This window comes from Streptomyces sp. ALI-76-A, assembly GCF_030287445.1.
Classification (GTDB): Bacteria; Actinomycetota; Actinomycetes; order Streptomycetales; family Streptomycetaceae; genus Streptomyces.
The window spans coordinates 484,001-502,125 of the sequence record NZ_JASVWB010000002.1; the positions used below are offsets into that span (position 1 = coordinate 484,001).

15 protein-coding genes and 1 pseudogene are annotated in these 18,125 nt (G+C 70.1%); 9 read left to right on the plus strand and 7 right to left on the minus strand.

The genetic code is table 11. The features are described from left to right. Positions 1 to 133: 133 nt before the first annotated feature. Positions 134 to 781, minus strand: a complete 648-nt coding sequence (locus QQS16_RS02865) for an HAD family hydrolase (RefSeq protein WP_286060021.1) — start codon at positions 779 to 781, stop codon at positions 134 to 136. Positions 782 to 1,116: 335 nt separating this feature from the next. Between QQS16_RS02865 and QQS16_RS02870 the strand changes: the two genes are divergently transcribed. Beyond that, a complete protein-coding gene (locus QQS16_RS02870) occupies positions 1,117 to 1,287 on the plus strand; it encodes a DUF5670 family protein (RefSeq protein ID WP_286060022.1) in 171 nt (56 codons plus the stop codon). Positions 1,288 to 1,649: 362 nt separating this feature from the next. Here the strand turns inward: QQS16_RS02870 and QQS16_RS02875 are convergent, their stop codons facing one another. Then, a complete protein-coding gene (locus tag QQS16_RS02875) occupies positions 1,650 to 2,141 on the minus strand; it encodes a hemerythrin domain-containing protein (protein ID WP_286060023.1) in 492 nt (163 codons plus the stop codon). Between the two features lie 457 nt (positions 2,142 to 2,598). Between QQS16_RS02875 and QQS16_RS02880 the strand changes: the two genes are divergently transcribed. Both QQS16_RS02880 and QQS16_RS02885 read left to right on the plus strand, forming a co-directional pair. Further along, complete coding sequence (locus tag QQS16_RS02880; protein ID WP_286060024.1) at positions 2,599 to 2,895, plus strand: hypothetical protein; 297 nt, start codon at positions 2,599 to 2,601, stop codon at positions 2,893 to 2,895. Positions 2,896 to 3,174: 279 nt separating this feature from the next. After that, positions 3,175 to 3,516 (plus strand): plasmid stabilization protein, encoded by a 342-nt coding sequence (locus tag QQS16_RS02885; RefSeq protein WP_286060025.1) that lies wholly within the window; start codon positions 3,175 to 3,177, stop codon positions 3,514 to 3,516. Positions 3,517 to 3,551: 35 nt separating this feature from the next. On the opposite strand, the gene QQS16_RS43850 is transcribed toward QQS16_RS02885, so the two are convergent. Then, positions 3,552 to 3,854 (minus strand): hypothetical protein, encoded by a 303-nt coding sequence (locus QQS16_RS43850; protein ID WP_502963941.1) that lies wholly within the window; start codon positions 3,852 to 3,854, stop codon positions 3,552 to 3,554. Between QQS16_RS43850 and QQS16_RS43855 the strand changes: the two genes are divergently transcribed. Both QQS16_RS43855 and QQS16_RS02895 read left to right on the plus strand, forming a co-directional pair. Beyond that, positions 3,853 to 4,014, plus strand: a complete 162-nt coding sequence (locus QQS16_RS43855) for a hypothetical protein (protein WP_502963750.1) — start codon at positions 3,853 to 3,855, stop codon at positions 4,012 to 4,014. The two genes, QQS16_RS43850 and QQS16_RS43855, sit on opposite strands and share 2 nt — an antisense overlap. A gap of 469 nt (positions 4,015 to 4,483) precedes the next feature. After that, positions 4,484 to 6,865 carry a serine/threonine-protein kinase gene (locus QQS16_RS02895; RefSeq protein ID WP_286060026.1) on the plus strand — a complete coding sequence of 794 codons (2,382 nt, stop codon included), beginning with the start codon at positions 4,484 to 4,486 and terminating at the stop codon, positions 6,863 to 6,865. Here the strand turns inward: QQS16_RS02895 and QQS16_RS02900 are convergent. The 3 genes and pseudogenes from QQS16_RS02900 to QQS16_RS02910 all read right to left on the minus strand — a co-directional run. Then, positions 6,858 to 7,451: a putative immunity protein gene (locus tag QQS16_RS02900; protein WP_502963751.1), complete on the minus strand. Its 594-nt coding sequence runs from the start codon at positions 7,449 to 7,451 to the stop codon at positions 6,858 to 6,860. The genes QQS16_RS02895 and QQS16_RS02900 overlap by 8 nt on opposite strands. A gap of 115 nt (positions 7,452 to 7,566) precedes the next feature. Continuing rightward, a complete protein-coding gene (locus tag QQS16_RS02905; protein WP_286060027.1) occupies positions 7,567 to 8,109 on the minus strand; it encodes a DUF4232 domain-containing protein in 543 nt (180 codons plus the stop codon). Positions 8,110 to 8,433: 324 nt separating this feature from the next. Beyond that, positions 8,434 to 8,886 (minus strand): annotated as a pseudogene (locus QQS16_RS02910) (MmyB family transcriptional regulator); the annotation flags it as partial. 392 nt (positions 8,887 to 9,278) lie between these two features. Between QQS16_RS02910 and QQS16_RS02915 the strand changes: the two are divergent. From QQS16_RS02915 to QQS16_RS02930, 4 genes are all read left to right on the plus strand, one after another. Beyond that, positions 9,279 to 10,022, plus strand: a complete 744-nt coding sequence (locus QQS16_RS02915; RefSeq protein WP_286060028.1) for a DUF8817 family protein — start codon at positions 9,279 to 9,281, stop codon at positions 10,020 to 10,022. A gap of 279 nt (positions 10,023 to 10,301) precedes the next feature. After that, complete coding sequence (locus QQS16_RS02920) at positions 10,302 to 10,679, plus strand: CU044_2847 family protein (RefSeq protein ID WP_286060029.1); 378 nt, start codon at positions 10,302 to 10,304, stop codon at positions 10,677 to 10,679. 18 nt (positions 10,680 to 10,697) lie between these two features. Then, complete coding sequence (locus QQS16_RS02925; RefSeq protein WP_286060030.1) at positions 10,698 to 14,924, plus strand: nSTAND1 domain-containing NTPase; 4,227 nt, start codon at positions 10,698 to 10,700, stop codon at positions 14,922 to 14,924. Continuing rightward, entirely contained in the window at positions 14,921 to 15,457 is a 537-nt protein-coding gene (locus QQS16_RS02930) for an LppP/LprE family lipoprotein (RefSeq protein ID WP_286060031.1), read from the plus strand. The genes QQS16_RS02925 and QQS16_RS02930 overlap by 4 nt, the downstream gene beginning before the upstream one ends. Positions 15,458 to 15,606: 149 nt before the next feature. On the opposite strand, the gene QQS16_RS02935 is transcribed toward QQS16_RS02930, so the two are convergent. Next, on the minus strand, positions 15,607 to 17,664 hold the full coding sequence (locus tag QQS16_RS02935) for an RICIN domain-containing protein (RefSeq protein ID WP_286060032.1): 2,058 nt from the start codon (positions 17,662 to 17,664) through the stop codon (positions 15,607 to 15,609). Between the last annotated feature and the right edge of the window lie 461 nt (positions 17,665 to 18,125).

Genomic DNA, 18,125 nt, shown 5'->3' on the forward strand with positions numbered 1-18,125 from the left:
CCTCTGGCCGTGCCCGGGGCCTCGTGGCGTGGGCAGGTCAGGCTGCGGCAATGGGTATCGGAGCCCGGTCCGCGGTCAGCGGTGGACCGACCACCGACGCCCCCTTGAGGCCGTCGCCAAGGTGGGTCGTGCCCTATCTCCCGGCAAGGACGTAGGTGATCGCGGTGGCGACGTCCTCGGTGACATGGGTGGGTTGGTAGGACTCCTGGGCCCACCGCTGCCCGTTCGACACCCACACGCTGCGAAGCCCGAGCGCGTTGGCGCCGGCGATGTCGGCATGCGGGGAGTCACCGATGACCCATGCGCCGGTGAGGGGCACTCCGACGGCTTCTGCGGCAGCGTGAAAGATCTCCGGTTCGGGCTTCTTGCGGCCGACTGCCTCGGAGATCACCCAGCCCTGCACGAGCTGGTCCAGACCGGTACGGCGGATCTTGGCTTCCTGTTGGACGGTGCGGCCGTTGGTGACGATCACGGAGGTCCAGCCGTCGGCCTGTGCTCTGTCCAAGGCTTCGCGTGAGGGATCGGTGAGCACGACGCGATCGGCGGCGCCATGGTCGAGCAGTGCGTGGATGGCCGTGGCCGGCACCATGTGCCGGTATCGGTCGGTCATGGCCTCGGCGACATCTTGTCGGGCGGTATAGCCGCTGGCGTCGACGGATACCACCCACGCGAGGTCGGTGTCGGGCAGGCGGTGCTCGGCGAGGAATGCGGTGACGGCGTCACGGAAGGCGGCGTCGCGGTCGACCAGAGTGTTGTCGAGGTCCAGCATCAGCAACGGCATGATCGGCAGTAGATCACGCCCGGTGATCTCGGAGCAGGTGGTTCCCGTCCACGGTCGCGTGGTCGGCGAGGTAGCTCAGGGTGGCCTGCGGGTCGCTCTTCCGGCCGCCGTACGGCGCGGCCGACGCCAAGGTGAAGACGGATGCGGGCCCGCGGCCACCGCACGTGGAACTCGACCGAAGCGACAGCCGCCCACCGCCGTTCGTCGATGAGGTGGTGAGGTGAACGCCGTGGAGGAACTGGTTTCAGTGCCCGCAAGATCAGTGGAGAAACCAGGGAAATCGACCGTATGTTCTTGCATTCGCCGGGCACGAGGAGCGATGGAGGTTGATAACTATGGTTCCCCTGCTTCTCGTTCTTCTGCTGGCTCTGCTTCTCTTCGGCGCGGGCTTCGCGCTCAAGGCACTGTGGTGGATCGCCGTCATCGTGCTGGTCGTCTGGCTGCTGGGCTTCGTCATGCGCTCCGCCGACACCGGCGGCCGCAAGGGCCGCTGGTATCGCTGGTAACCCGCCAGACAGCGGCATGCCTGGGGCCCCGGACAGATCCGGGACCCCAGGCATGTGCCGGATCAGGACATCCCTCCCGGGCCAGCGGTGTAACCACCACCTTCCCGGGACCGGGCCCCGCGGCTGGGGCCCGGTGCAGCGGTGGAACCCGCGCCTCCGAACCACCGCGCCCCAGCTGCCCGACATCCCGCACCGCGCTCGCCGGACAGCGGGTCACCAGCGAGTCGGCCGCAGCCCGCAGGACGCAGCCCGGCCTACGGCGGTCGCCCTGCACCCGGGAAGGGACTGCGCGGGAACCGGAAGGTCAGGGGCGCCCGCCTCCCAGCGCCGGCAGTCCGAGGGGGCGTGGCAACGGGTCGCGGTCAGGAGCCGACAATGCGGCGCACGTTGTCGACGGCACCGCAGCCTGCCTTCAGCTGACGCTCGCGCTCTTCCACGAACGCCTCGCCCAGTTCCTCGCGGCGCTCCATGGCCACGTTCTCGCGTGCTCCGTTGAGGATGGTGCGCTCCTCCTCGTCGGCGTGGTGGGTGACGGCCTGCACGAGTTCTTCCAGCTTCTCGTCCCATTCCTCGGAGCCGACCTCGTCGACTTCCAGGAGTTCCAGGAGTGCCTGGTTGCCCTCCTCGTGCTCCTCCTCGCCGTGTTCCACCTCTTCGTCGTCGATCTTCTTGTAGCGCTTGAGGGCGGGATAGACCTTCGCCTCTTCCGCCAGTGCGTGCGCGATCAGCAGATCGGAGAACTCGCGAAGAGCGGCAGCCCGGTCGGCTTCGACGCTGCGCATCAGACGAAAGAGATCCTCCATCTTCCGGTGGTCCTGGAGAATGAGTTCGACGACGTCTCGTGTCTGCGCCATGGGAGTGGCATCACTTTCTTGCGGGGGTACGTTGCCGGAATTCTGCTACCCCATTCTGAGGCGTTCAGCAGGACGACTCGATCGAAGGACGAGCAGAACACCGTGCGGACGCAGGGCTTCGGCGTAGTCGGCGGGCGTCCGTTTCGTGATCACTTGAGGCCGAGCAGGGCGAGCGGGCGTCCGCGTCCGGGCGTTGCGTCGGGGAGGTGCGGCGAAGAGCGTCGCTCCGCAGCCAGCCTTGTACGCCGGTTCGGGTATTTCGTGCGCATGTCCGTGCCAGCACGTCCAGCGGCGACAGGCCGACCATCTCTCCGATGCCGAGAAGCCTCAAGATCGGTGGCTCGATGCCGGATTTGCGCTGCGGTGTGCCCTGCTCGGCTCATTCCGACGCGCAGGCGGCTCGCAGGAGTGGTCGACTGGCCACACGGCGCTGTACCTCTTCGCAAGGGAGCTCAGCATGGCGATCGTCGTGATTCTCGAGATGCCCGGAATGACCCAGGCGCAATACGAACAGAGCGCGGAAAGGGTGACCGGACGACCTGGCCCCGTCAAGAGCCCCGCGGACTGGCCGGTGGCAGGTCTCATCTCGCACACCGCCGCCCCCACCGACAACGGCTGGCTCGTCGTGGACGTCTGGGATTCCGAAGAGGCGTTCCAGCAGTTCGGCGAGACCATCATGCCGATCCTGCGAGAGCTCGGCTTCCCCGACGTGCGACCGCGGATGCACCAGGTGTTCAACGTGGTCACCCGCTAGTGCCGCGGCAGGCAACGTTTGCCCGTCAAGGAGCGGCGTCCGGTGCGTGCTCTCGGCGTGCCGGCCGGAAGCCCTCGTACTGGATGTACTCGGGCTTTCGGCCGGTGCGGCGAGAGGGCGTGCCGGGCGTCGCGACGGGGCGAACGTTGCCTGCCACGGCACTAGCAAGCCGACGGCCGCCGTCGATGGCGACCGTTTCACCACCGCGTCGCAGAAAATCTGTCCGCGTTCGTCCGATCGGCGTACCGCACGCCGCAACAAGGAGACTGGAGACTGGTCATGCCTGCAGGGTCGAACTCCAAGCGGGAGCGGCAGTACGAGCACATCAAGGACAGCGCCGAGGAACGCGGCATGTCCAAGGGCAGGGCCAAGGAAATGGCCGCGAGAACGGTGAACAAGCAGCGTGCCCAGTCCGGTGGAGCGCGGTCGTCCAGCAGCAGTGGCGCCACGAAGACCAAGTCACCCTCGCAGCGTGGCGGAGAGAAGTCCGGGAAGTCCCGCAGCGGGGGTTCGGGATCGGGTGCCACGCGGGAGCAGCTCTACCAGGAGGCGAGGAAGAAGGGCATCGAGGGCAGGTCCGCCATGAACAAGGACCAGCTCGCCAGGGCCCTCGGCCGCTGAGGCAGGCCGTAGGCCGACAGGCGCGGCCCTGCCGGTCATCGACCCGGCTCGCCGAGCATCATGCGCAGCATCGCCGGGACGACACAGGCGGTGGTGATGCCCCGGTCGCGGATGAGGTCGATCGCGTCGCGGGCCGCGAAGCCGATATCGCCGCCGTCGCCGCCGTAGCCGCAGCGGCATTGCGAGGACGGGCACGCGGGCCGTACGTACGAACTGACCGGGCCCGAGGCCGTCAGCCCGCGCCGGCAGACCGCGGCGATCTCCCGGGCGCCGGGTGAGGAAGTCCCTTTCGTGGAGCTGCCTCGCGAACAGACGCGCGCCCACATGGCGCACTTCATGCCCGAAGAGGTCATCGATGGCACCAATGGCACCCTGGACGTCCTGGGCGTCCCGCTGCCGGCCGAGCAGGCGATCAGCCCCGACGTGAAGGGCATCCTCCGCCGGCCGGCCAGGCCCTTCGACCAGTGGGTCGCGCGCCACCCGCCGGCCTTCCAGTAGGCCCCCGCGCTCGGCACAGTCACCGATCGCACCGAATGGGGCGCGGCGCCGTGAATCCCCGCCGTCGGCGCCTTGGCCGACGCCCTCCCGCGAGGACCTCGCCGAAACGGGCTGGTGAGCACGGGCGGAAGGGTGAGCGGGAACGGCGAAGGCGCGGGGTGACCTTCGGCACATCGGAGGTCTTCCGCCGGGCCGGTGGTTTCATCCTGCACATTTCCCTCATGTTTCTCCTGGCGCACTGTTCCCGCAGGACGGGCACGTGTCACCCGATCTCTGACGCGACGTCACATCGGCGTGCCAGCGCATGAGTAGGGCGGAACGCCTTCGTCCGAGGGAGCGGTGACGGATGCCGACAAGCACACTCATCGGCCGTCTCAGCCTCTAGTCTGCTGCCAGACCCCCACAGGGCCTTCCCCCGCGGCGGGGGCGGGACTCCCGCCCGTATCACCAAGAACAGGCGGCCGAGGGCATGCAACCACTGCACCCAGAAGATCCCGAGCAGCTAGGGCCCTACCGTCCGGTCGCCCGTCTCGGAGCAGGCGGGATGGGTCGGGTTTTTCTGGCCACCTCGCCGGCCGGCCGCCCCGTGGCGGTCAAGGTCATCCGTCCCGAGATGGCCGAGGACCAGAACTTCCGGATCCGCTTCCGGCGTGAGGTGGCGGCCGCCGCGGCCGTCGGCGGCGTGTACACGGCCTCCGTGGTGGACGCGGCCCCGGACGACGAGACTCCATGGCTCGCCACCGCCTACGTACCCGGCCCCACCCTGGCCGAGGCGGTCGCCGCACACGGGCCGCTGCCGGTGGAGACGGTCCTCGCGCTGGGCGCGGGCATCGCCGAGGCGCTGATCGCGGTGCATGCCGAGGGGTTGGTGCACCGCGACCTCAAGCCGTCCAACGTGCTGCTCGCCGCGGACGGTCCGCGCGTCATCGACTTCGGCATCGTCCGGGCCCGGGACGGCTACCAGCTCACCGGCTCCGGCGGCCTGTTCGGCTCGCTCGACTACGTCTGTCCCGAACAGGCCACCGGCGATCCGGTGGGACCGGAGGGAGACGTCTTCTGTCTCGGCTCGGTGCTCGCGTTCGCGGCGTCGGGACACGCGCCGTTCAGCGGGGCCGCCGCGGCCACCCTGCTCTATCAGGTGGTCCACGGTTCGGCCGATCTGACCCTGGTGCCCGAGCCACTGGACAAAATCATCAGCCTCTGTCACGCCAAGGACCCGGCCCTTCGTATCAGCCCCGACCGGCTCTCCGCCGCGTGCGCGCCCGGCGGTGCCGAACACGTGCTGACGGAGGGCTGGCTGCCCGCGCGGGTGGCCGCCATGGTCGACGACCGCCAGGCGGCCGCGACGGATCTCGACCGCCTCGCGCGGACCCTGACGCCCGCACGGCCCGCGGCCGACGCAGCCGCCGGAACTCCCGCCGCGTCCTCCCGATACGGACCGGGCCGGACAGCGGTGGGGCCGTCGTCGCACGGGACCGACGGCGGGGACGGCGCCGCGGACCCGGACCGCGTCCGCCCGGCCGGGGACGCGGACGACCGCTCCACCGGTGGAAGCGGAGCCACCGGTGGAGCGCCGGCCACCGCGGAGCCGCCGGAGCGGAGACCCCCGGCGGCCGCTGCCGAACCGGCGCAGCCGGCCCAACCGGTGACGGAACGTTCCGCCGCACCCGCGCACCGCCGTGCCCCCGAACGCCCGCCTGTCGGCCGGCGCACCCTCCTTGCCGTGACCGCGGGCGCGGCCCTCGTCGGGGGCACCGCCCTCGTCGTCGGACGAAGGTCCGGCGGGCAGCGGGCGCCCCGGCCCGGCCCCGCCCCGGAACCGACCTGGGTCTACCGCGGCGGCCCGCTGCTCCAGACCCCGGCCGTCTTCAACGACGGCACGGCCCTGCTGAAGAGCCGCCCGGGCACCATGATCTGCCTCGACCTGAGGAACGGATCCCAGCCCGAATGGGTCTACCAGGGCATCAGCCTCTCCCCCAGTCCCGTCCTGCTGGCCAACGACGCCGCCGTCGCCCTCGGCACCGGTGCGACCCTCATCGGCGTCGACCTGGCCAGCGGCGCCGAGAAGTTCACCCTCAACTTCGGCCGGGACGTCCAGTTCGATCAACTCCTCGGTGGATACGACGGCCATGTCGTCTCTGTCCTCGGCGCCAGGCTGGAACGCCGGTCGGAGGAGCAGGGCGTCGCGACCTCCACCAGCGCGGTCTTCGGCGTCGACCTCAGGGCCCGCCGGGCCGTCGTCATACCGATCGACCCGCAGGACGTCGGCGTTCCCCTCAAGCCCGTCATCACGTCCAACGCCTTCGTCTACGCCGACGGGCTGCGCAATGTCACGGTCCGCAGCACCCGCGAGGGCGGTGGCCTGCGTTGGCGGTACCCGGTGGGCTACGACCTGCGGCCAGGTCTCGCGGTGCTCGGCGGAACCGTCTTCGCCATCGGCTCGGAGTTCATCGCCCTGGACCTCGCCACCGGAAAGCTCCGCTGGAAGGCGAAGGCGGAACGCGGCATGTTCGCCTCCCTCGGGACGGGCGGCAACACGGTCTACGCCACGGGCACCGATCCCTACGGCGTCCATGCCTTCGACGCGGCGACCGGCGACCGGCGCTGGTTCTGCGAGACCCCCCGCCTCAACGTCGACCACCCGATCGCGGTGGGAGCGGACGCCGTGCACGTGCCGGCCTTCGAGAACAGGAACGGCTTCTACGCGATCGACGCCGCCTCCGGCCGTCTGCTGTGGAACTTCACCGACGGCCGCGAGACCGGCGTCAACGACTGGCAGCTCTCCTGCGACGGTGCCGGACACCTCGTGGCCCAGCACTTCGACCGGGTCTACGGACTGCCCGTCACCTGAGGTCGAGTGAACGAAGGTCAGCGTCCAGCATGCGGATCAGCTCACCGACCCGGCCCCCGCCGCTCGGCGCCGCCGGGAAGCGCTTGAGCACGTCAACGACGCCCGGCGTCGCACGATGCACCGTCTGCTCAAGGTGCCCGGCACCGACGCTCCGATCGTCGTCGGCGACGAGTTCGGCTGCTCTGGCCGCGTAGGCACCGGCTCCGAGAATGTGCTTGACCTGGGTGGCCTTGGCCAATGGATGCAGGTAGGCGGCGCCCGCGGCGGACATCGCCGCCCACGCTGCCTCGCGCGCAGCCCCGGTGTCCGCGCTCTTGGCCGCCTTGAGAGCCGCCGACGCTGTCTCGCGCAGGGACTTCCCTCGTTCGCCGCCCCGAGCGAACTCCCACGCGGCACTGACAGCGTCTCGGGGCCGCGAGTCACCCGGCTGATCGGCCTCGAATATCTTGAGCACGACCTCTGCACATGCGGCGGCGAACGCGGCGACCTCACGAAGGTCCTGCTTGCTCAGAACGATCTCGGTCACTTCTTTCGTCATCGTCTCATCTTCCATGAGCGCGCTGACTCGCGTGTCGGACGTGGCCACCGCACCCCCGGAGGCTTCGGTTCATCCGGGAGTCCCGCGGTGGCCACCAGTGACGCCGAAGGGAAGCTCAGAGGCAGTCCGGTCGGTCACATCCCGATCGGGTTGAGGTAGTCGGTCACATCCCGATCGGGTTGAGGTAGGTGACCGGGCGGGTGGCGCCGTCCTGCTTGAGGATCTGGCCGCCGAACGGCCACTTCAGGCTGAAGGGTTGCGTCTCGTTCGGCGGGGTGACCAGGAGCTTCGCCGGGACGAACTTCTCCTTCTTCGGCGTGGACGCGGCCACCGGGAGCAGGTTGATGCTGAAGTCGACCGTGTCCCCCGGCTCCAGGATCATCTTGACGGGCTTCTTGGAGGAACGCGCCAGCGACCAGGTGCCGTCGGTCTCCTGAGCACCGATCATGTCGACACCGGCGAAGCCGGACAGGGTGCAGGTCCGCTTGCTCTGGTTCGTGAACCAGACGAACGCCTGCGTCTGCTTCTCGGTCTGCTCCATCTCCGGCCTCGCGTCATCCCCCATGGCGAAGCCGGCCCGCAGGTCGGCGGTGTGACAGCGGGTCGGCTCGGCCTTGGCGGAGGCGGCCGCGGCCGGCATGGCGGCAGCGGCGGTGCCGGCGACGACGACGGCCGCAAGGGCCACGGCGGTCAGCTTGCTCTTCATGAAGTTTCGGGTTCCCCTCGAATACGAACCGGTGCGCGAGGTCAGCGCGCGCCTACGCACCTGACAACGGGCAACGCGGGAGTACGGTTCGGTGCGCAGGAGAACCTTTTTTCCGACAGCCGGCTTCCCCGATGCGGCCGCGTACGAGAACACTCTGTGGTGCGGGCCCGGACGCGGGCTCTCAGGACGGACGACGCTCCGAATGCCATCCGGGTGCATGGCTGCGTGTCGCCGTAGTCGGCTACCGCGCAACCCTCCGGAGCCAGGACTGCCTCTTCGCCGAGCTGGCCGCCGAATGCCGAGCCGGTGCCCATGACCGCCCCCTCAACGTGCCGCCGAATCCGTTTCCTCCGTGGGGAATTCCTCCACACCGATGACGCGCAGCAGTTCCAGCCGCTGACGGGTCTCGGCGTCCGCCGGGGCGAGCACCAGCAGTTGCTGGCCCTGGTCGGGAGTGACCAGGGTCTCGCAGTCCATCAGCAGGCAGCCGACCCGCGGATGCAGCAGGGTCTTGCGGTCGGCACGCCGGACCGCCACCTCGTGCTCGGCCCAGATCCGCCGGAAGTCGGCGCTCGCGGACTGCAACCGGTCGACGAGTCCGGCGACCACGGAGTCACCGGTCCGGCGGCCGGCGGCCGCACGCAGGTCGGCCACGAGCTGGCGAGCGTGGCGTTCCTGTTCCTCGGGCGGGGTGACGGCGCGGGCCTCGGCGTCGGTGAACCAGCGATACACGGCGTAGGTGAACCAGCGATACACGGCGTAGCGGCGGTCGCCGGACCGTGCCGCCGATGCCCGGCCATGACGGTCCGCGCGCTCGGACTGCGACGCCATGGCGGACGTCTCCAACGGACCGTTCGACGGTCGGGTCCTGGTGAGCCTGCCCTCGGGGTCGGGTCCTGGTGGACCTGCCCTCGGCGAGCGCCCTCGCGCTCCAGAGCGCTCGCCGAGGAGGTGGCCCGCCACAGCGGCCGCCTCGACGTCCAGGGCTACCACCACCCGACGACTAATAAAATTTGACTACCCTGGGACAGGGGCTGTACCGTCGAGCCCCGAAGCTCGGCGCCGTTCGTCGGGGCTGGTGTCCGAGAGCGCGGGGACGCCAGGACGCCCGAACGCCATGTGACGGGGGACTGTTGACCGAGACGACGACACGGCCGAATGAGACGGTGGTGCCGGTTCTGCCGTGTGTGGACGTGGAGGAGACGCTGGCGTTCTACCAGGCGCTCGACTTCACGGTCACCTACAGGCAGGCACGCCCCTACCTCTATCTCGCCCTGGAGTGGAGCGGTTTCGCGGTGCACTTCCGCAAGCCGCCGAGGGGCCACGACCCGGCCGGGGAGGACGGCGGCATCTGCCTGGTCATGGTGGACGAGGTCGCCCCCTACCACGCCGACTTCACCCGGGCCATGCGTGCCGCCTACGGCAAGGTGCCGGCCAAGGGACAACCGCGCATCACACGCTTCCGTCCGGGTCAGAGGCGCTTCACTCTCGTCGACCCGTCCGGCAACTCGCTCATCTTCATCCGGCGGGACGAGCCGGCCGAACTCGAATACGGTGGGTCCCGAGAGTTGCAGGGCCTGGCCCGGGCGCTCGACAACGCCCGCGTCTTCCGTGAGTTCAAGAACGACGACCGGGCCGCCTTCCGGGCGATCTCCTCCGCGCTGCGCAGGCACGGCGACACCGCCTCGGCGCTGGACCGGGCGCTGGCCATGGCCACGCTCATCGAACTGGCCACCGCCTTGGAGGAGCCCGCCCACATCGACACTTGGGTACGCGAACTGCGACAGGTCCACCTCACCGACGCCGAACGCGAGCGCGTGGCCGACGAGTTGCACCATGCCGAGGACCTCACGCGCTGGCTGGCCGGAAGCAATCCCGACGCGGGGACGGGGAACGACGGCTCGTCCGGGTGATCCGCCTGGCGGCCACCACCTTCGGCCGGTCGGGGCGAAGTACGGTTCGAACGTGGGTGCTTGGACAGCCAGGCGACACGACAAGCCCTCAGGCATGAAGATGGCGATCCACAGCTCGCGTCGCAGCAGCGCAACACCTCGGCCCACTCCGGGAAGTCGCTGCTGCGAAGGCAGCCGCAGCCGTCACGCCGCCCGGCGAATTGCTGATTTCCTCATGCCCACCTGTGGCAAGCACTAGGGTGGCGCGCATCACATCGCAGTAGGTGGCGGGGGAGCTCAATGCCCGAATTGCTGAGGGTACCGCTGGAAAGCGGCGGTTCCGTGCTGGTGGAGGTCGACAACGGACCACAGGCGGTGGTCAGAGTCGCCAGGCCCGGCGGGATGGTGACGGAAGCGTCCGAGACGCTGGAGCGCGGTCTGGAAAGTGTGCGCGAGGCCGCGCATGCCGTGCTCGGCAAGGTGGCCGACCTGCCGCGCCAACCGGACAAGATCACTCTGGAGCTCGGGTTGAAGCTGTCGGCGGAAGCCGGCGTCTTCCTCGCCAAGACCGCCGGCGAGGGGTCGCTCACCCTCACCCTGGAGTGGGACAAGCAGCGACCGGAATCCGTGCCGATCACTCAGGCCGTCGCCGCCCGCGATGGTGCCGTGGCGGGATAAGGGGACGGGGACGCCTCGGTGCCCGGACCTGTGCCCAACCCCGGGATCGCCCGCCTGTGGTCGCGCGGCGCGTGGGCCGCGCCACAGGGGGCCGGCTTTCTGGCAGGGCCCCGGATCGTGCTCACCTGCGCGCACGTGGTGTCGGCCGTCACCGGAGAGCGGGAGCAGAGTCCCCTCGCTGTGGGGCTCACCGTCGAGCTGGACTTTCCGCTTGCCGGGCGGGCAGCCCGCAGACAGAGCGCGCGGCTCATCACGCACCTGCCTGTCGCGGAGGACGGCTCCGGTGACATTGCCGTCCTCGCACTCGATGAGGACCCGCCGCCCGGGGCTGAGCCTGTGCGGTTGCTGGACGTCGAGACCGTGCGCGGCCACCCGTTCCGGGCGTTCGGCTTCCCGGCCGGCGACGACGAGGGCGTCTGGTCGCTCGGCACGATCGTGGACGACCGCGGCCGGGGCTGGCTGCAGTTCGAGAGCACCAGCGCCTGCGAGATCCGGCAGGGCTTCAGTGGCACGCCCCTGTGGGACGAGCACTTCATGGGCGTGGTCGGCATGGTTGTCGCCACCGACGGACGGTTCCTGCAACGAGCGGCGTACGCCATCACCGCCGGTGTTCTGTTGGATGTCCATCCTGAACTGCGTCGACTCGCCGCGCCGCCATCGCCGTTCCGTGGACTGGAGTCGTTCCGGGAGCAGGACGCCACTCACTACTTCGGGCGAGCCGAGCAGATCAAGGCCTTGACCGAGACGGTCACCACGTCGTCGATCGTGCCGGTCATCGGGGTGTCCGGGGTGGGCAAGTCATCGCTCATCCACGCCGGCCTTGTACCCCGGCTGCGCGAGCGTGGGGACTACAGCATCGCCTCGCTGGTCCCGGAGCCGGCTCTGGGAGCGGAACTCATGCTTGCTTCCGCCCTGCTGCCCCTGCTCAACACGCCGGACGACGTGATCAAGCCGCTCGACCGACTCGAACAGGTCGAACGGCTCGCCGGACGACTGCGGGAGGGGGCGACCGCTCCGGTCGTCCGGGAGTTGCTCACCCGCTCCGGGACGGCCCAGCTCGCCCTGATCGTAGATCAGTTCGAGATGTTGTTCCGCTGCTCGCCCGACGCGGCCGATGCCTTGGTCGACCAGTTGGTGGTGATGACCGGATGGCGCACCGCGGACGGCGGACCGTTGGTGCGGCTGGTCTTCGCCCTGCGACTGGACTTCCTCAAGGCCATGCAGCGCTTCCCTGTTCTGGGGCGGGTGTGCGAGGCGGCGCCGGTCCTCGTCGACCGTCTGGCCGAAGACCAGCTCCGTGAGGTGGTGCTGTCCCCGATCGCCTCACTGCACGGGGCCGTGCGTTTCGAGGAACTGCTCGCCGAGCGGTTGCTCTCGGACGCGGGCCGCAGCCCCGGCGCGCTGCCTCTGCTCGAGTTCACCCTCACCCTGCTGTGGGAGCAACAGCGTCAGGGTGTCCTCGGGCACGCCGCCTACGAGGAGATCGGCCGCGTCGCCGGCGCCCTCGCGTCGCATGCCGAGCGCGTCGTCAAGGAACGGCTGGGTGACGTGCGTGACGAGGTGCGGCGACTGTTCGTACAGCTTGTTCGCCCAGGGGACGGAGGTCTCGACAACCCGGTCGACACCGGGCGCGTCGCACGCCGCACGGAGCTGCACCCCGCCTGCTGGGAGGCCGCGCAACTACTGGCCGTACAGCGGCTGGTGCACCTCGATCGCGCGTCCGACGGCGTGGAGACGGTCGCGCTCGCCCATGAAGCGCTGCTGGAGCACTGGCCTGCGCTGCGTTCCTGGGTCGACGCCGACCGCGGCTTCCGGAACTGGCAGGAACACGTGCGCGAGCGCGTCGCTCGCTGGGAGCACAGCGGCCGCGAACACGCCCTGTTGATGCGCGGTTCCGAACTCAGGCACGCGCGGGAGCACCTGCGCGGCCGGCCGGACGACATCTCCGGGAGCGAACGCGCATACCTCGGCGCGAGCCAGGAGTGGCGTCGGCGCCGGAGGTTACGCAGAGCCGTCGCCGCGGCGGCGGTCACGGCGGTGATGGCGACCCTGGCCGGCATCGGAGCGCACTCGGTACGTGGCAGTAAGGCCGCCGAACTGTCCGCCGGCCTCGTGCAGCAGGCCCGGAGCGAGGCGGACTCCCACCGGGAGAAGGCCGCGCTCCTGTCCGTCGCCGCCTGGCGCACCGCGTCCACCCAACAGGCACACGACAACCTGTTCGCCCGCTATCTGGCCGATGCCCCGTACGACGCGGTCCTGCCCGCGGGCGGGGAGGTCGCGGACACAGCGCTGGACGACTCCGGCGAGGTCGTGGCGGTACGCAACGTGGCGGGTGGGCTCACGGTGTGGCGTGTCGAGGCCGGCGGTCCCTCCCTGATCATCCGGATGGACGACGTATCGGCCGTCGCGGTCAGTCCTGACGGCACCCGGCTGGGTGTGGGCGGCGACGGCAACCGCATCAGGATCTGGGACCTGCGCAGGAACAGAACCCTGCTCACCCTGCGAGGCGCGACGAGCACCACCAGCACCGCTCAGGCAGTGGACGAACTGCGCTTCGACCGCACGGGACGCCGCCTGCTGACCCATCCTCCGCAGGACGACACGGCCCAGGTCTGGAACCTCGACCGACCCACCGCCGCGCCCCTCACCCTGGAACCGCTGCCCGAGGGATCACCCACCGGGTTCGTCTTCGACGCGGACGGCAGACACGTCGTGGCCTCCGACCCGGGGGCCTGGCCCCAGGGCGTCTGGGACGCGCGCTCCGGCCGCCGGATCGCCGTCCCCGGCTCGGCGGAGCCGAAGTTCGCCCCGGGCCCCCGCCCCGTGGGCACGACGTGTGCCGGCGGCACGTGGCGGCTGACCGACGTCTCCGCCGGCAGCCCCGACCCGCGTCTCTTCCAGGGCCTGCCCTGCGACACCGAGAACCTGACGACCGGCGAGTTGGTCGGCATCTCCGACCAGGTCGTCCTGGCACGCGACAACGCAGAGGTGACGGTGCACGACGCCGCCACCGGACAACGCCTTCTCGTCCTGGCCGAGGACGGTGCCAAGGGCAGCCGCACCCGCTACGCCCTGGCCGGCGCGAGCCGCCGCATGGCCTTCGCCCGCGGGACGGAAGTACTGGTGACCACTCCCCCGGCGCCCGGCTCCCTCTCGACCTCCGGCATCTTCGTCACCGGCCACGACGAGGAGGCCGCGCACTTCTCCCCGTCCGGCCGCCATCTGGTCACGGTGGGCGTCGGCGGGGCGGTCGCGGTCTGGGACCCGACGACCGGACGGCGGCGGGCTTCCGTCGGTGGCGGCGGGTACCAGAGGTCAGCGCGGCTTGCGTTCGACGCCGAGGAGAAGACGCTGGCCGTGAATGAGGCCTCCGCGCGGGCGGTCACGCTCTACAGCCTGCCCTCCCTCCGGGTACTACGGCGGATACACGTCGATCTGCCCCTCAGGGCGGCGCCCCAGGCCACGGAGCTCCGCAACCTGGGATTCACCCGGCACGGCCGCCTGGTCGCCCTGGTGGGAGGTGCCTTCTCGCAGTGGGACGTCACAACCGGCCGCAAGGTGGGCGAGACGCTGCTGTTCCGGGAGAACTCGGATGTCGAACGAGCCCGGTACGCGACCACGCTGGCAGCCGACCCGGCGTCCGAGCGCGTCGCCGTGACGACCCCCGACCTGCGCGGCGTGGAGGTCTGGGATCTCCGCCATCGACGGCGGGTCTCCGTGGTCCTGCCCCGTTTCCGCGCTCCGCTCGCCGATCGGAACGCCGTGCGGTTCAGCGGCGACGGCCGGCGTCTGCTGCTGATCGGCAAGGACGGCAGTGCGGAGGTGTGGGATGCCAAGGGTGACCACCGCGAGACCACCATCCCCCCGGACATCGCCCGTGCCACGATGTTCCTCTCGGGCGGCGACGAGACCGTCAGCGTCAGGCGGGACGTCGTCGAGCGATGGGGCCCGGGTGGACTCATAGCCCGAACCCGTATACCCGCAGCCGCTCACGTTCGGGCCGTCGTGCCCTCTCCCGACGGTGAGCATCTGTTGCTGAGTGTGCCGGTGAACACCGCTCAGGGGACCGAGCCGGGCTTCGGGACGACGGCCGTCTTCCAGCTGACACAGGCATCCGCCTCTGACTGGGCCGCCGAACTCTGCTCACACGTCACACGCGACATCTCCCGGGAGGACCTGAACACTATGCGGTACGGAATGCTGGAGCGGGTCTTTCTGGGGGTGACGGCGTGCGGCGAGCAGTGAGATCCCCGGCAACGGCGGCGGTGCTCTGCCTGACGCTGGTGACGGCGTGCGGAGCGTCGGAGGACAAGGCACAACCGGAGTCGAGCCCGTCCGTCTCCCTGTGGGGTACCGCGGGCCCGCCCGCGGGGAAGCCCCCGAAGGGCGGAACGGAGCCCTTCGACGCGGACCGGGCGGTGCTCCGCATCAAGCGCCTGGGATACACGGCCGACACCAAGGCCGGCACGTTGAAGAACCTCCGTGGACCCTTTCGCGCGATCCACGCCCACTGCTCCGGCAGCGTCGACGGGACATGCGTCTCCGTGTTCTTCTTCTACGGCAACGAGTACGCGGGGTACGACGTGCCCGCGGCCGCCCAATCAGCCATCGTCAGCCAGGACGGAGAGACGGTCACCCTGTCCTACCCCCGTTACCTGCCGACGGATCCGCAGTGCTGTCATTCCGGCGGCGAACGTGAGTACCGGGCGCGCTGGAAGGACGGCAAGGTGGTCTTCTCACCACCCCTGCCCGAGAATCCCAACTACCCGGACACGTGAACCGGGAGCGCCCTCCTTTGAGCTGGCCGGCGTCTGCTCTGCGACACGGGCGCGGGCGTGGACGCGCTGGGGAACAGGGGTGGCCGGGCTCGTCGGCTCGGTCGGCGAGCCCGGCCTGCGGGATGCCGGTCACCCTGCCTTTCGTCGGGTCAGTTGATGCGGACGATCTTCCAGAGCTGGTCGTCCACGTCGACGCTGTTCCACTGGACGACGGCAGCGCCGTCGGTGGTGGACGACTGGGCGACGCCCGCGACGAGGGCGCTGTTCACGTTGCGGAGTTTGTAGTAGCCATCGCCCGCGTCGGTGAGGGTCCACCTCTGGGAGGCGGCGCTGGAGGCGGTGTTCTGGACGACCGCGGCACCCGCGGTGCTGGAGGAGGCGCGGATGTCCAGGTTCAGGTTGCTGGTGACGTTCTTGACGGTCCAGACTCCGCTGCCGGCGGACTGGAAGGTGAACATCTGGCAGGCGCACGCGGAGTTGCGCCACTGCTGGGCGGCGGTGCCGGCGGTGGTCGATCCCTGGGGGATGTCGAGATACTTGCCGCTGTTCTTGTTGACCAGGACGTACTGCCCGGTGCCCAGCGGCGGCAGAGCGACCTGCGTCAGGTTCCACCGCTGGCACGCACAGCCGCTGCTCTCCCACTGGGCGGCGGCGGTGCCGACAGCGGTGGAGGCGTTGGGGATCTCGAGCAGTCTGCCCGTGATGCGGTTGGTGACGGTGTAGCCCCCGGCGGGGTGCGGGGCGACAGCCCACTCGTGGTCGAGGGTGCCGTTGTCGTCCCACTGCAGGACCCTCGCACCGTTGGCCGTGGACTGGTTCTCCACACCCAGAACCTTGCCGCTGGCGACATTGCGGACCTTGAAGAAGCCCGACGACTGCCGCTCGAAACGCCACTGCTGGTCAGTGGCGTCGGTGGAGTTCTGCTGAGTCGCGGTGGTGCCGTTGGTCGCGGTGCCACCGGCGATGGTGAGCTTCAGGCCGCTGCCCGCGTTCGACGCGGTGTAGGTGGCGCCGTCGGAGATCCCACCACCCAGGTCGATCGTGCTGTAGGTGACGGAGTTCAGACCGGTGGAGCGCAACAGGCCACCGCTCGTCACCAGCAGGCTGTGGCCGTCGGCCAGGGGAAGCAGGCCGCGGCTGTAACCGGGGGCGACGTTGGACTGGATGCGGGTCCAGGCGTTCGAGGCTCCGTTCTGGGTGTTGAGGAACAGGTCACCGGTGCTGTGGGCGGTCACGACGAGGGTGCCGTTCGGGCCGCCGGTGGGCAGCCAGGTGACGAAGGGGGCGCTGGTGGGAACGTTGCCGTCGGTCGACCTCAGCACCCGGCCGGTGGCGGTGCCGAACGCCTCAGGATCGGAGGAGACCTTGTAGTAGACGGCGAAATTCCCTTCCGGGGCACCGCCGTGCTCGTACGTCATGACGTAGTTGCCGTTGGGCAGCCGGGTGACCACCGGCATGCCGGGCCGGTCGCTGTAGGCGGGCGCCGCCACGTCGTCCACGACGGGGCCCCAGTTGCGGACGTCCGTGGAGACCTGGTGCACGATCTTCTGGCCGTGGTCGGGGTCGCGCTGGTCGGAGTAGTAGACGATCAGCTTGTTGCCGGAGACGAGGAAGAACGGTTCCCAGACGGGGGTGTAGCCGTTCTCGGCGTGCGCCTCGCCACCGGTGGCGATGTTGGTGACGAAGGTCCACGTCTGCCCGCGGTCGGTGCTGGCGTACAGGTCGATCTTGCTGCCTCCCCGGTCGGCGGGGACGGAGTCACCCGCCGCCAGGATGGTGCCGGCGGGAAAACCGCCCATGGCCCTGGGCAGTTCGAACAGCTCGGGCTGCCAGCGCATGCCCCAGCCGTTCTGGGTGTCGGCGACGTCGGAGATCTTCGTCCAGGACGTCCCGTTGTTGGTGCTGCGGTAGACCGGGAAGACGGGGCGGCTGTCGGTGTACTGCTCGAAGGTGGCGAGCATGGTGCCGTTGGCCGAGCCGTTGTGCTGTAGACGCAGCGCTCGCGGGTAGAGCGCGCCCGGGGCGGGCGCGCCCGCCGGCGGCGTGTACATCGTCTGCGAGGGGCTGGAGATGGCGCCCGCCGGGCCGGCGGCGGGCAGGACCAGTGTCCCCACCGCGACGATCAGCGCGAACAGTGCGGACAGGAGCGTGACGGTACGGGAACGTGGAGCGGCGCCCGGTATGGCGCCTGGCTGTACGGGGGACATAGTGCGGCTCCGATGAGGGGAGAGAGGTGGGTTTCGGTGCCCGTCGCCCCTGGACGGAGTCGGCGGGAGGCGACGGAGTTCGTCGGGCGCGTCGCCCGGGGATCGACCGGACGACACTGAACGGGCGCGGCATGCGAGCGATGCGCGGCGCGGCGCGCAGAGGGAAGGCGGAACTGGATGCCCAGGGCGTGTGGGGCCACGCCAGGGTGGTGGCATGGGGGCGGTGCCTCACTCGGTGCGCGGATCCGTCCGGCCCTCAGGGTCCTCGCACGGGTGGGTCACTCGCCGGTGGCGGTTCGGTGCCGGGCTTCTCGATGGCGTGGAGGTCGAGCAAGGCGCATGTCCGTCTCGTCGCCTGCCGCGGACACCGCGGTCACCGAGCGGTCCGAGGCCGGCTCACGGCCTGCCGCGTACATCGTTCCGGGGACGCGGCGACAAGCGGGGAACGGCCGAGGTGGGGC

Coding starts and splice junctions, on each gene's coding strand:
- QQS16_RS02865 (WP_286060021.1), bottom strand. CDS start 781: ATGCCGTTGCTGATGCTGGACCTCGACAACACTCTGGTCGACCGCGAC.
- QQS16_RS02870 (WP_286060022.1), top strand. CDS start 1,117: ATGGTTCCCCTGCTTCTCGTTCTTCTGCTGGCTCTGCTTCTCTTCGGC.
- QQS16_RS02875 (WP_286060023.1), bottom strand. CDS start 2,141: ATGGCGCAGACACGAGACGTCGTCGAACTCATTCTCCAGGACCACCGG.
- QQS16_RS02880 (WP_286060024.1), top strand. CDS start 2,599: ATGGCGATCGTCGTGATTCTCGAGATGCCCGGAATGACCCAGGCGCAA.
- QQS16_RS02885 (WP_286060025.1), top strand. CDS start 3,175: ATGCCTGCAGGGTCGAACTCCAAGCGGGAGCGGCAGTACGAGCACATC.
- QQS16_RS43855 (WP_502963750.1), top strand. CDS start 3,853: ATGCCCGAAGAGGTCATCGATGGCACCAATGGCACCCTGGACGTCCTG.
- QQS16_RS43850 (WP_502963941.1), bottom strand. CDS start 3,854: ATGAAGTGCGCCATGTGGGCGCGCGTCTGTTCGCGAGGCAGCTCCACG.
- QQS16_RS02895 (WP_286060026.1), top strand. CDS start 4,484: ATGCAACCACTGCACCCAGAAGATCCCGAGCAGCTAGGGCCCTACCGT.
- QQS16_RS02905 (WP_286060027.1), bottom strand. CDS start 8,109: ATGAAGAGCAAGCTGACCGCCGTGGCCCTTGCGGCCGTCGTCGTCGCC.
- QQS16_RS02920 (WP_286060029.1), top strand. CDS start 10,302: ATGCCCGAATTGCTGAGGGTACCGCTGGAAAGCGGCGGTTCCGTGCTG.
- QQS16_RS02935 (WP_286060032.1), bottom strand. CDS start 17,664: ATGTCCCCCGTACAGCCAGGCGCCATACCGGGCGCCGCTCCACGTTCC.